General features: G+C 67.4%; 12 protein-coding genes and 1 pseudogene. 9 read left to right on the top strand and 4 right to left on the bottom strand.

What is annotated here, in order from left to right; translation table 11 throughout:
* The coding region (locus AB1634_16710; protein MEW6221156.1) for a hypothetical protein at positions 1-201 on the bottom strand (201 nt) is incomplete at its 3' end.
* Here AB1634_16710 and lspA point away from each other — a divergent pair.
* The 4 genes from lspA to AB1634_16690 all read left to right on the top strand — a co-directional run bounded on the left by lspA (position 200) and on the right by AB1634_16690 (position 2,695).
* Complete coding sequence (lspA, locus tag AB1634_16705) at positions 200-694, top strand: signal peptidase II (protein ID MEW6221155.1); 495 nt, start codon at positions 200-202, stop codon at positions 692-694. The two genes, AB1634_16710 and lspA, sit on opposite strands and share 2 nt — an antisense overlap.
* 103 nt (positions 695-797) lie before the next feature.
* Positions 798-1,247 (top strand): glycine cleavage system protein H, encoded by a 450-nt coding sequence (locus tag AB1634_16700; protein MEW6221154.1) that lies wholly within the window; start codon positions 798-800, stop codon positions 1,245-1,247.
* A gap of 42 nt (positions 1,248-1,289) precedes the next feature.
* Positions 1,290-2,258, top strand: a complete 969-nt coding sequence (locus AB1634_16695) for an ACP S-malonyltransferase (GenBank protein MEW6221153.1) — start codon at positions 1,290-1,292, stop codon at positions 2,256-2,258.
* Positions 2,255-2,695: a DUF1178 family protein gene (locus tag AB1634_16690; protein MEW6221152.1), complete on the top strand. Its 441-nt coding sequence runs from the start codon at positions 2,255-2,257 to the stop codon at positions 2,693-2,695. Before AB1634_16695 ends, AB1634_16690 begins: the two co-directional genes overlap by 4 nt.
* Positions 2,696-2,737: 42 nt before the next feature.
* On the opposite strand, the gene AB1634_16685 is transcribed toward AB1634_16690, so the two are convergent.
* From AB1634_16685 to AB1634_16675, 3 genes are read right to left on the bottom strand one after another with little or no spacing between them, the layout of a single operon-like run.
* Positions 2,738-3,577 carry a ChaN family lipoprotein gene (locus AB1634_16685; protein ID MEW6221151.1) on the bottom strand — a complete coding sequence of 280 codons (840 nt, stop codon included), beginning with the start codon at positions 3,575-3,577 and terminating at the stop codon, positions 2,738-2,740.
* A 48-nt stretch (positions 3,578-3,625) separates the two neighbouring features.
* Positions 3,626-4,984, bottom strand: a complete 1,359-nt coding sequence (locus AB1634_16680; GenBank protein ID MEW6221150.1) for a sigma-54 dependent transcriptional regulator — start codon at positions 4,982-4,984, stop codon at positions 3,626-3,628.
* Entirely contained in the window at positions 4,981-6,531 is a 1,551-nt protein-coding gene (locus tag AB1634_16675) for an ATP-binding protein (protein ID MEW6221149.1), read from the bottom strand. The genes AB1634_16680 and AB1634_16675 overlap by 4 nt, the downstream gene beginning before the upstream one ends.
* Before the next feature lie 224 nt (positions 6,532-6,755).
* Here AB1634_16675 and AB1634_16670 point away from each other — a divergent pair.
* From AB1634_16670 to AB1634_16650, 5 genes and pseudogenes are all read left to right on the top strand, one after another.
* A pseudogene (locus AB1634_16670) lies at positions 6,756-6,905 on the top strand (AAA family ATPase).
* Between the two features lie 63 nt (positions 6,906-6,968).
* Positions 6,969-7,736, top strand: coding sequence for a DUF4143 domain-containing protein (locus AB1634_16665; protein ID MEW6221148.1), 768 nt, complete (start codon positions 6,969-6,971; stop codon positions 7,734-7,736).
* Positions 7,737-8,108: 372 nt separating this feature from the next.
* Complete coding sequence (gene nrfH / locus AB1634_16660) at positions 8,109-8,576, top strand: cytochrome c nitrite reductase small subunit (GenBank protein MEW6221147.1); 468 nt, start codon at positions 8,109-8,111, stop codon at positions 8,574-8,576.
* Positions 8,577-8,595: 19 nt separating this feature from the next.
* Positions 8,596-10,086, top strand: a complete 1,491-nt coding sequence (locus AB1634_16655; protein MEW6221146.1) for an ammonia-forming cytochrome c nitrite reductase subunit c552 — start codon at positions 8,596-8,598, stop codon at positions 10,084-10,086.
* A gap of 179 nt (positions 10,087-10,265) precedes the next feature.
* Complete coding sequence (locus tag AB1634_16650) at positions 10,266-10,922, top strand: AAA family ATPase (GenBank protein MEW6221145.1); 657 nt, start codon at positions 10,266-10,268, stop codon at positions 10,920-10,922.
* Positions 10,923-11,007 lie beyond the last annotated feature (85 nt).

Here is an 11,007-nt window from a genome sequence, read left to right as displayed (position 1 = left end):
GTCCATCGCCGTGAGAACATTGGCCGCGGCCTTCTTGCTCAAATCCTGCGCGACTGTGAAATGACCATCAACGAGCTCCAGGGGGCTCTGTGAGCTCCATCCGCGGCAGGAATCGCCGAACAACCCTGTCGAGATCGGCGTCGAGGAACTGGCTGGGGCGCCCTGCGGCACGATCATTGGCCGGCGGAGGGGTGTCTTCATGACTTCCGTACGGGGCCCTGCCGCCCACTGGCCTGCGGCTCTCTTGGCGGCCGGGGTGGTCGGGCTCGACCAGCTGACCAAGATCATGGTCCTGGCCGGCCTGCCGGTGGGCGGCCGGCGGCCGATCATTCCTGGATTCTTCGACCTGGTGCATGCCCGGAACACCGGGGCGGCCTTCAGCCTGTTGGCGGGCGAGGCCAGCCCCTGGCGCCAGGCCTTTTTCGTGGCCGTGGCCCTGGTGGCCCTGGTGGTCCTGGGGATCTGGTACCGGCAGCTGGCTGCCGGCGAGCGGCTGACCCGGCTGGCCATCGCCCTGGTGGCTGGCGGGGCGGTGGGCAATCTCATCGACCGGCTGCGGCTGGGCCAGGTGGTGGATTTTCTGGACGTCTTCCTGGGGCAGGCCCACTGGCCGGCCTTCAATATCGCCGATTCGGCAATCACCGTGGGGGTAGGCCTCCTCTTCCTGGCCCAGTTTGCCGGCCGGAGGGGTTGAGGCTGCCGGCGGCTCGGCCCAGGCCGAGAGGGGCCGCCGGTGCACAGACAACGACCTGGGGGCGCCCGAGCCGGCGCCGGGAGCGAGAAGGAGAACAGGCGTTATGGCCAAGGACGAGCTGCGCTATTCAGAGGATCATTGTTGGGCCCGGCAGGAGGACGATGGCAGCGTGGTGATCGGGCTCACCGAGTGGGCGCCGGTTTTTCAGAACCGGCTGCTGCGGGTGGACCTGCCGGCAGTGGGCGAGGAGATTGTCCGGGACGAGGAGTGCGGTGATATCGAGGCCTCTCACACGGTCCACGACATCGTCGCCCCGCTTTCCGGCACCGTGACCGAGATCAACGAGGAGATCCTGGAAAGTCCGGTGCTCCTGGCGGACGACCCCATGGACGAGGGCTGGCTGTTCGCCATCCGGCCCGCGGAGCTGTCCCAGTGGCGGGACCTGCTCACCTACGCCCAGTACAAAGAGCTGCGGGACGAGTACGAGGAGGAAGAAGAGGAGGAGGAGGAAGAGGAAGGCGAGGACGAGCTCTACGACGACTATGACGACTGATCATGGCACCTCCGGTCGGCCATGAAGGAGAAAGGGACGGTTATGGCTATTGAGCAGGGCCGCAGAATCGCGGTGCTCTTTCCGGGTCAGGGATCCCAGCATGTGGGCATGGGGCAGGATTTCCTGGCCAGCCGGCCGGGAGCCCGGCAGATCATGGAGGAGGCCGGCGCCATCGCCGGTCTGCCCCTGGAGTCATTGTGCTGCACAGGTCCCCTGGAGGCCTTGACCGAGCTGGCCAACGTTCAGCCGGCGATCACGGCGGTGAATCTCATCTGCTGGCAGGCGCTGGCCGAGGCAGGCGTCCATCCGGCCTTTGTCTGCGGCCACTCCCTGGGGGAGTACAGCGCGTTGTGTGCCGCCGGGGTGCTGTCTGTCGCCGACACCTTCCGCCTGGTCACCGCTCGGGGCCGCCTCATGCAGCGGGAGGCGGATCGCCAGCCCGGCGGCATGGCGGCGGTACTGGGCCTGACCGTGGCCGAGCTGGAGGCGAGGATGAACGGCTGGGCCGGCCCGGGGATCGTCACGGTGGCCAACCACAACTCCGAACGGCAGATCGTGGTGTCCGGCGGCGCCGATGCGGTGGCCGAGGCCGGCCGCCGGCTGGGCGGACCGGGGGTGAAGGTCGTGCCGCTCAAGGTGGCGGGGGCCATGCACAGCCCCCTCATGGCCGGGATGGTGGCGGATTTTGCCGAGCTTCTGGCCGCGACGCCGGTGGCGCCGCCTGCCACGGCGGTGCTCTTCAACGTCAGCGCCGGTCCGGAGGCCGATCCTGCGGCCATCCGGGCGATCATGGCGCAGCAGATCGTCAGCCGGGTGCGCTGGCTGGAGATCATGGAGCAGCTCTCGGCCGCTGGGGTGGACGCGGTGATCGAGGTCGGGCCGAAGACGGTGCTCAGCAATCTCTGGCGCAAGAGCATGCCCAAGGGGTGCCCGTGTCAGGTCCTGCAGGTGGAGGACCAGGCGTCCCTGGCCCGCTGTCTGGAGGCCCTGGCGGCAAGAGGGGAGGGATGATCGCCTTTGATCTGGCCTGCGCCTGCGGCTGTCTCTTCGAGGGCTGGTTTCCCAGCCGGGAGGCGTGCGACCAGCAGATGCAGGCGGGCGAGCTCGCCTGCCCGGCCTGTGGCAGCAGCCAGGTGCGGCGGGTGCTCTCGCCGGTGGCCCTGGGTGGCAGCCGCTCGTGGCCAGCGGAGGCGGACGAGGACGGCGGCGGCGATGCCGAGGAGCGGCAGGAGGCCGCCCGCCTGCTCGGTCTGGTCCAGGAGTATGTGCGGGACAACTTCGAGGATGTCGGGCCCCGGCTGGCCACCGAGGCCCTGAAGATGCACTACGGGGTGATCCCCGCCAAGAGGATCCGCGGCCAGGCCACCGCCCAGGAGGAGGAAGCCCTGGAGCGGGAAGGCATCGAGCTTCTCACCATCCCCATGCCGGCCAAGAACAAGGCCAACTGACCCCATCCCGGCCGGCCTTCGGCCTCTGCTCGTGGGCCTGCTTCACAGCCCAATCCACAGATAGTCGGTCTCCTTGTCGGTGATGTTGGCCCGGCTCAGGCGGCCGGTCATCTCCGGCAGCACCACCCGGTAGGATATGGGGCTCGCTTCCGTCACCCGCCGGGGGATGCCGTGCTTCCAGGCGTGGGTGGGGCCGGCCAGAACGATGACCGTCCGGTCCGGCTGGCGAGCCCGGTAGCTGACCAGCTGCTTGGCCATGAAGCTGTCCCCCACCAGCTGCGCCTCGCAGAAGAAGATGAAGGAGGGGGCGCCCGGCTTGCCCCGGAACATGAGGGAGCGGCGCACGACCTCCTCGTAGCTGGGATCAACGTTGCAGTACAGGGCGCCGATGGCGCCGACCTGCTCCGGCGTCAGGGAAGCGAAGCCCCGCTCCTCGATCTGCTGGACGATGGCCCGGTCCAGGTTGAGCCCGAGCAAAGGCACCTGCTTGTCCCGGGCGAAGCGGAAGATGGCCCGGTATTTCGGCCAATCACCCCAGTTCTGCTCGAAGGCCTTCACGAACAGCCCCTCTCCCAGCTCGTCTCGGCTCCATTTATCCAGGATCTCCTGGCTGTCGCTGCGGAACATCTCCACTGCAATGGTAAGCGGCACCCCTGCCTCGTGGAGGGTGCGGATGATCTGGTACTGGGCCACATGGTTGGCCTCGTTGTCGTGGTACTCGCCCAGGAAGATGACCTGGGCCGGCTTGAGGTCGGCCATCAGCTCGGCCTGGGAGATGGTCTTGCCGGCCGGGACATGGAAGACCGCCGGCTCGGCCTGGGCCGGAGGAGGGGGGTAGACGACGCAGGCCAGGGCGACAAGGGCAACGATGGTGGCGGTCATGGCAGGCTCTCCTTCTGGGGGGGGCAGGCGGTTGGGCAGTGGCCTCGTTCAATCACTCTCATCTCCGGGGCCGCTGGCCTCGAGGCCGTGCTGCCGCATCTTCTCCCACAGGCTCTTGCGGCTGATGCCCAAAAGGCGCGCCGCCTCGGCCCGGGCTCCCTGGGTCTGGGCCAGGGCGCGGCGGATGCACGACCGCTCGGCCGCGGCCAGGGCGGTGGCCAGGTGGACGGTGTCCATCGTGGCCGCGGCCGGGCTGCCGGCCAGGTCGGCGGGCAGGTCCGATGGCTGAATGACCGGCCCCGGCGCCAGCACCGAGGCCCGCTCCAGGATGTTCCGCAATTCCCGGACGTTTCCTGGAAAGCTATAGCGCTGCAGGCAGTCCAGGGCGGCCCGGGACAGGGTCAGGGGGCGGCCCCGCCGGGCGCCCAGCTCGGCCAGGAAGAGGCTGCACAGCTCCGGGATGTCCTCCCGCCGGTCCCGGAGCGGCGGCACCGTGATGGGGATGACCTGCAGGCGGTAGAAGAGGTCGCCCCGGAAGGTGCCGCGTTGCACCTCCTGGGCCAGATCCTTGGCCGTGGCGGCGATGACCCGCACGTCCACGGCAAAGGGCCGGCTGCCCCCCACCCGCTCCACCTCCCGCTCCTGGAGCACCCGCAACAGCTTGGCCTGGAGATGGAGGGGCAGTTCCCCCACCTCGTCCAGGAGCAGGGTGCCCTTGTCCGCCAGCTCGAACTTGCCGGCCTTGCGGGCATGGGCCCCGGTGAAGGCGCCCTTCTCGTGGCCGAACAGCTCGGCCTCCATGAGCTGCTCGGGGATGGCGGCGCAGTTGATGCGGATGTAGGGCCCGGCGGCCCGGGGGCTGCCAGCGTGGATGGCCGCTGCCACCAGCTCCTTGCCGGTGCCGCTCTCGCCGCTCACCAGCACCGTGACGTCGCTGGCCGCCACCTGGGCCACCAGGGTGAAGAGCTGGCGCATGACCGGGCTGTGGCCGATCATGGCCGGCTGCCGGCAGCGCTCCTCCAGGGAGGCGCAGCGGGCCTTCACCGCCTGCACGCTCAGAAGCCGGCTCACCCGGATGGTGAGATCATCGAGGTCAAAGGGCTTCAGGATATAGTCCGCCGCGCCTCTCTTGAGGCAGTCCACGGCATCATCCACCGAGCCGTAGGCGGTCATCATGATGACGTCGGTGCCCGGGGAAGCGCTGCGCAGCCGCTCCAGGACGGCGTGGCCGTCGAGGCCGGGCATGCGGATGTCGGTGATGACCAGGTCGTAGCTGTGGCCCTCGATCCTGGCCAGGGCCTCGCGGCCGTCGGCGGCCGGGTCCACCTGCCAGCCTTTGGCGGCCAGCCGGTCACAGACGGTGATCCGCACGATCTCGTCATCCTCGGCCACCAGGATCCTGCTCATGACCCGGCCTCCCCGCTCGCCGGCGGCGGCAGCTCGACGACAAAGCGGCTGCCCTGGCCCAGGGTGCTGGTGACGCTGATGCTGCCGCCCAGCCGCTGCACCAGGCTGTGGCTGAGGGCGAGCCCCAGGCCGGTGCCCTGGCCCACCTCCTTGGTGGTGAAGAAGGGGTCGAAGATCCGGGGCAGATCAGCCGGGCTGATGCCGGCGCCCGAGTCGGTGACCGTAAGGGTCAGGCCCCGGTCATGGAGCCGGGTCTCGATCGCGAGGGTGCCGCCGTCCGGCATGGCCTGGATGGCGTTGACGGCAATGTTGACCAGCACCTGTTTGACCGCCTCCACATCCAGGGGATAGGGCGAGCCTGCTGCCAGGTCCAGCCGGACCTCGATGCCCTTCTTGAGCTGGTGGCCAAGGAGGAGCAGGCTCTCCCGCACCAGCTCGTCCACCACCACCGCCCGCCGTCGCAGGGGCTCGGTGCGGCCGAAATTGAGCAGCTGGCGGACGATGCCGCCGATCTGCCGCAGGCCCTTGTCCAGGAGCGGCAGGTAGCGCGCCGCCAGCTCCCGGTCCTCCGGCGCTTCCTGCAGGCTCTGCACGCAGTTGCGCATGCCGCCCAGGGGGTTGTTGATCTCGTGGGCGACGCCGGCGGCCAGGCGGCCCAGGGCGGCCAGCTTCTCGTTCCGGAACAGCCGCTCCCGGGCCCGACCCAGCTCCTCCTGGGCGGCAGCCAGCCGGCCGGCCAGCCTCTGGAAGCAGGCGGCCAGGCTGCCCACCTCGTCGCTGCCGGTGGGTAGCTGCACCGCCGGATCCTGCTCCGGAAAGCGCTCCATGGCCCGGGCCAGAAGCGCCAGCCGCCGGCCCACCAGAAGATCCACCACCCCGAAGATGGTGAGTCCGACCAGGAGGACGGATGCCGCGCCCATGGCCAGGAGCCGGCGGTTGTTGCCGGCGATCGCCTCGTCGGCCCAGGCCAGGGGGATGGCCAGGGAGAGCCCGCCCTTGACGTCGCCCAGGCGGTAGCCGTGGCGGCGGTGGCATTCCAGGCACGGCTCTTCCACCATCAGGGGGGTGAGGTAGCGCAGGGTGCGACCCTGGTCGCCGGCCTCGATGCCGATCACCTCCTGGGCGCCGGCAGCGGTGCGCTCCAGGGCCTGGCGCTCGAAGGGGTCCGGGGCGTTGGCCGGGTTGACCGGCGCCAGGCTCGCCACCCGGAAGCGGCCAAACCCTGCCTTGGCGGCGTACTCCGACAGCTCCCGGGTGACCATGGCCGGGTTCCGGAGCACGTAGCGCCGGCCGGCTGCATCCACCATCTCCGGCTCGGTCAGGAAGGGATTGGGCTCCACCCCCGGCGCCTTGCTGAAGAACAGGCCGTTGTGATCCGCCACCCACTGGCGGGTCAGGAGCACTTGGCTCGCCAGCATCCGGGCCTGGCGCTCGGCCATGCCCATCACCAGCTCCTTCATGAAGGCGGCGGTCTGAAGAAAGATCACCCCCAGGGAGACGATCACCACCGCCCCCACCGCCAGGAGCAGCCTGGTCCGCACCCGCATCGCCGCCCACCTCCTGCCGGATCGCCCGCCGGCCTCGTGCCTGACCCTTACCAGATGTCTGGCGGACCTGTCAAAGGCCGCGGTCCGCTAGTCCGCTGGGGACGCAGCGCGTTCCCTGGGAGGTTGCAGGGATGATTTTGAGGAAATTGTCTTTCGGCGAGAGAAGATTTCCGGAATCATGTCTTCCATGACCAAAAAGGAGATCATCAGACAAACGGTGCGGGATTTTCACACCAGGCCGCTGCCAGCGCCTGGATGATTCCGTCTCCCGGCACCTGTTCATCACGGGCTCCAACGCCCGCCTGCTGGGCAGCGAGATCGCTACCGCCCTGCGGGGCCGGACCATCCGCTACGAGGTCTTCCCGCTTTCCTATGTGGAGACTCTGGCCTTTCGCGATATCCCCAATGATCCGTACCGCAGCACGGCACGCGCGCTGATGATCCGTGCCTTCGAGGACTATCTGCAAGGTGGCGGCTATCCGGAACTGGTCGGCGACCTGGATCCGGGAATCAAGAGAAGGATCCTGCAGGAGTACTTCGATGTGATGATCTACCGCGACCTGGTGGAGCGGCACGGCACGGCCAATCTGGCCGCCTTGCGCCTCTTGATCCGCAGACTGGTCGACGGTGTCGGCAGCTCCATGTCGATCAACAAGATCCACAACGACCTCAAGTCGGCAGGCTATCGCATCGGCAAGAACGCCCTCTATGACTGGCTGGATCAGCTGGAAACGATCTGTTTTGTGCAGATCGCCAGGAAATTTGACCCCTCCGTTGTCCGGCAGGAGCTGGCTGAGCGCAAGGCCTACGTCGTCGACAATGGCTTCCTCCACGCCATGAGCTACCGGTACTCCGGCAACCACGAAAAGCTGCTCGAAAACCTGATCGCCATGGAGCTGCGCAAGAAGGGGCTGGACCTTCTGTTCTTCAAGGGGGACCAGGAGTGCGACTTCGTCGTGGTCAACGATGCCGGCCAGGCGAGGTCCCTCCAGGTCGCCTACGACCTCGCCAGCCCCGACATCCGCAAGCGGGAAATCCGCGCCCTGGTCCGGGCCAGCCGCGCCGCCGGCAGCACAGACGCCTTTCTGGTCACCATGGACCAGGAGGAAGACCTGCTGGTTGATGGTGTGGCCATCGCGGTCCGGCCGGCCTGGAAGCTTCTTGCTCTCTGGGATCAGGCCTGGGCCGACCCCGCCACCCCCTGATTGACGCCGTCCGCCGCAGTGCTTGCCGATGCCCGGCCACAGGCCGGCCACGGCCCAGCCCCTGTTACCCCCTGGTAACAGTCTTTCCCTGCGCCGTTACCTGGGGGTAACGGCGGCGAAGCTCCTCCTGTCAACACCCTGATATCATGGCATGAAAAGATTGGCATCCGGCTTGCTAGTCTTTTGGGGCAGAGGGCCGGAGGCCTTTTGGCCAGACTAGGTAACCGTTCACCGAGGGCATCGGAGAGACAAGCGGGCGGAGTCGACGCGCCTCCTCCCCCCTCAGCGGGGGAGGTCGCAAGGGGGCTGAACGGTTGCCCCGACCACAGCGTGCCCGGCGTTGGAAGGAGCAATCCGCCAGGAGGTGAGACCATGTCAGTCAGGAAGAAAGGCCTGTTTGCAGGCATTGTGCTGGCTGCCGTTGGAGCGGCCGCAGTCTTCTTCATGATCGGGCCGCCCCGGCTGCTGGCCAGCTCCAGCCAGCCGGATTTCTGCGCGGGCTGCCATGTCATGGAGGCGGAGTTCATGGCCTGGAGCCACGCCGGCGCCCACCGCCGCAAGCTCTGTGTGGACTGCCACCTCCCCAATGAGAATGTGGCTGTGCACTATCTCTGGAAGTCCCTGGATGGCCTCAAGGACGTGGTGGCCTTCTACTCCGGCCGGGTGCCGGACCGGATCGAGGTGACCGAGCACGGCCGCCAGGTGCTCCAGGCCAACTGCGTGCGCTGCCATGAAGAGGCGGTGGAAATGATCGGTCAGGAGCGGCCCTGCTGGGCATGCCACCGCCGGATCGCCCACCGGCGAAGCGGTTCGATCGAAACCCTTGCAACCACCCTGTGAACCTTCGAGGAGGTGACCCATGAAAGCCACGCTGAGGCGCTGCACCACCCTGACCCTGTCCGCCCTCCTGGCCCTGGCCGTGACCGGCTGCCAGGCCCCGCCCAAGACCGAGGCAGTCCGGCCGGTGAAGATCGCCGAGGGCGAGATGGATCCGGCGGCCTGGGGCAAGGCCTATCCCATCAACTACGACCTGTGGAAGAAGACCGCCGAGCCGACCGCTCCAGGCAAGAGCGTCTACAAGCGGGGCTTCGATGCCGACGGCATCACCTACGACAAGCTCTCCGAGTTCCCGTACATGGCCCTGCTGTTCAACGGCTGGGGCTTCGGTGTCGAGTACAACGAGCCCCGGGGCCATGCCTACATGCTCAAGGATCAGCTGGAGATCGACTCCTCCCGGGTCAAGGCGGGCGGCGTCTGTCTCACCTGCAAGACCCCGTACGCCCCCAAGCTGGAGCGGGAGAAGGGCTACGACTACTACAGCAAGCCCTGGAAAGAGATGCACGGCATGATCCCGGCGGAGCACCAGGAGCTGGGGGTGGCCTGCATCGACTGCCATGCCCCCCAGGACATGTCCCTGCGGCTGTCCCGGGAATTCACCCTGGGCCGGGCCCTGGCCAGCCTGAACATCGACCGCTCCAAGCTCACCCAGCAGGACATGCGCAGCCTGGTCTGCGCCCAGTGCCATGTTACGTACAACATCACCAAGGACAGCGACAAGAAGTCCAACGGCATCTACTTCCCCTGGCAGGGCAGCAAGTGGGGCGGCATCTCCGTGGAGAACATCATCCGCCAGATCCGGGGCGATGCCTCGGTGGGGGAGTGGGTGCAGAAGGTCACCGGCTTCAAGATGCCCTTCATCCGGCATCCGGAGTTTGAGCTCTTCTCCATGAACAGCGTCCACTGGCAGGCCGGGGTCTCCTGCGCGGACTGCCACATGCCGTACACCAAGGTCGGGGCCCACAAGGTCTCGGACCACCGGGTGACCAGCCCCTTGAAGAGCGACCTCAAGGCCTGCCAGCAGTGCCATACGGAAAGTCCGGACTGGCTGCGCGCCCAGGTGACAGCGATCCAGGACCGCACGGTGTCGATGATGATCCGCTCCGGCTACGCCACCGCCCTGGTGGCCAAGCTCCTGGAGACCTCCCACAGCCGGCAGGCGGCCGGCGTCGCCATCGACCAGGCCCTCTATGATCAGGCCAAGGACTTCTATCTGGAGGCCTTCTTCCGCACCCTCTACGTGGGCGCCGAGAACTCCGTGGGCTTCCATAACCCCACCGAGGCGATGCGCATCCTGGGCGACTCGGTGGCCTTCGCCACCAAGGCCGAGGCCCTGCTGCGCCAGGCCTTGACCAAGGCCGGCGTCGAGGTGCCGGTCGTGGTCAACCTGGAGCTGGAGAAGTATCTGGAGGGCCGGGGTGACAAGAAGCTCCCCTTCCGGCCGAACCTCCAGATCCCGGATCCCTTCGGCGTCCAGGAGCGGCTGATCACCGTGCAGCTCACCTCCCAGTAGACCGGACAGGTCCGCCGTCTCCCCAACCGCAGCCGCCGTCCCGGTCTGAAGCCAGACCGGGACGGCGGCTTTTTGCGTTGCCGGATGGGACGTTCGCACACGGACCCTTCGTCCTCTCAGAACGTAATAACCTTGAAAATCGATCTTGGCGCGCTTGTTTTTCGAGGTAAAATGCCGCCATGGTCCCCAGGATACGTCACAGTGAGCGTGTCCGCTCCCTTCTTGCTCGCTACCCGGTGGTGGCCCTTCTTGGCGCCCGCCAAGTCGGGAAGAGCACCCTGGCCCGACAGCTCGTCAGGGAGGCCGAGGGCCCGACCTTCTTCTTTGACCTCGAAAATCCTCAGGACCTCGCCCGCCTCCAGGAGCCGATGCTCAGCCTCGCGGCGCTGCCGGGTCTTGTGGTCCTCGATGAGGTCCAGCGCCTGCCAGGGCTGTTCGAGACCCTGCGGGTGTTGGCAGACCGACCAGGGCCGCCGGCCAGGTTCCTTGTGCTCGGCAGCGCCTCGCCCGAGCTGCTGCGCCAATCGTCGGAGTCGCTGGCGGGTCGCATCTTCTACCATGAGCTCAAAGGCTTTGCCCTGGACGAGATCGGGACGGACAGCCTTGAAGCCCTGTGGCTGCGCGGCGGCTTTCCCCGCTCCTTTCTTGCCGGCAACGATGCCGAGAGCTTCGAGTGGCGGGTAGGCTTCATCCGCACGTTTCTGGAACGTGACCTGCCCCAGCTCGATGTGCGCATTCCCTCACCTGCACTGCGGCGCTTCTGGAGCATGATTGCCCATTACCATGGCCAGGTCTGTATTACCGCCGACCTGAAACCCCGCAGGTTTTGCCGGTGAGAAAGTCGGCAGCCTTGGGCGGCTGAAAAGGCCGCAGGTTCTTCTTCCCGCCCTTCCGTCCTTACCTTCCCTGGTTTTTCTTCCC

The sequence above is a fragment of the Thermodesulfobacteriota bacterium genome (genome assembly GCA_040755095.1).
GTDB lineage: Bacteria > Desulfobacterota > Desulfobulbia > Desulfobulbales > JBFMBH01 > JBFMBH01.
The sequence above is the reverse complement of the archived record's forward strand: the minus strand, read 5'-3'. Positions and strand labels throughout refer to the sequence as shown.

Bases quoted from the DNA above. Each gene is read 5' to 3' on its own strand.
- AB1634_16665 (MEW6221148.1), top strand. From the start codon at position 6,969: ATGATCCGTGCCTTCGAGGACTATCTGCAAGGTGGCGGCTATCCGGAA.
- AB1634_16685 (MEW6221151.1), bottom strand. From the start codon at position 3,577: ATGACCGCCACCATCGTTGCCCTTGTCGCCCTGGCCTGCGTCGTCTAC.
- AB1634_16695 (MEW6221153.1), top strand. From the start codon at position 1,290: ATGGCTATTGAGCAGGGCCGCAGAATCGCGGTGCTCTTTCCGGGTCAG.
- AB1634_16690 (MEW6221152.1), top strand. From the start codon at position 2,255: ATGATCGCCTTTGATCTGGCCTGCGCCTGCGGCTGTCTCTTCGAGGGC.
- AB1634_16680 (MEW6221150.1), bottom strand. From the start codon at position 4,984: ATGAGCAGGATCCTGGTGGCCGAGGATGACGAGATCGTGCGGATCACC.
- AB1634_16655 (MEW6221146.1), top strand. From the start codon at position 8,596: ATGAAAGCCACGCTGAGGCGCTGCACCACCCTGACCCTGTCCGCCCTC.
- AB1634_16675 (MEW6221149.1), bottom strand. From the start codon at position 6,531: ATGCGGGTGCGGACCAGGCTGCTCCTGGCGGTGGGGGCGGTGGTGATC.
- nrfH (MEW6221147.1), top strand. From the start codon at position 8,109: ATGTCAGTCAGGAAGAAAGGCCTGTTTGCAGGCATTGTGCTGGCTGCC.
- AB1634_16700 (MEW6221154.1), top strand. From the start codon at position 798: ATGGCCAAGGACGAGCTGCGCTATTCAGAGGATCATTGTTGGGCCCGG.
- AB1634_16650 (MEW6221145.1), top strand. From the start codon at position 10,266: ATGGTCCCCAGGATACGTCACAGTGAGCGTGTCCGCTCCCTTCTTGCT.
- lspA (MEW6221155.1), top strand. From the start codon at position 200: ATGACTTCCGTACGGGGCCCTGCCGCCCACTGGCCTGCGGCTCTCTTG.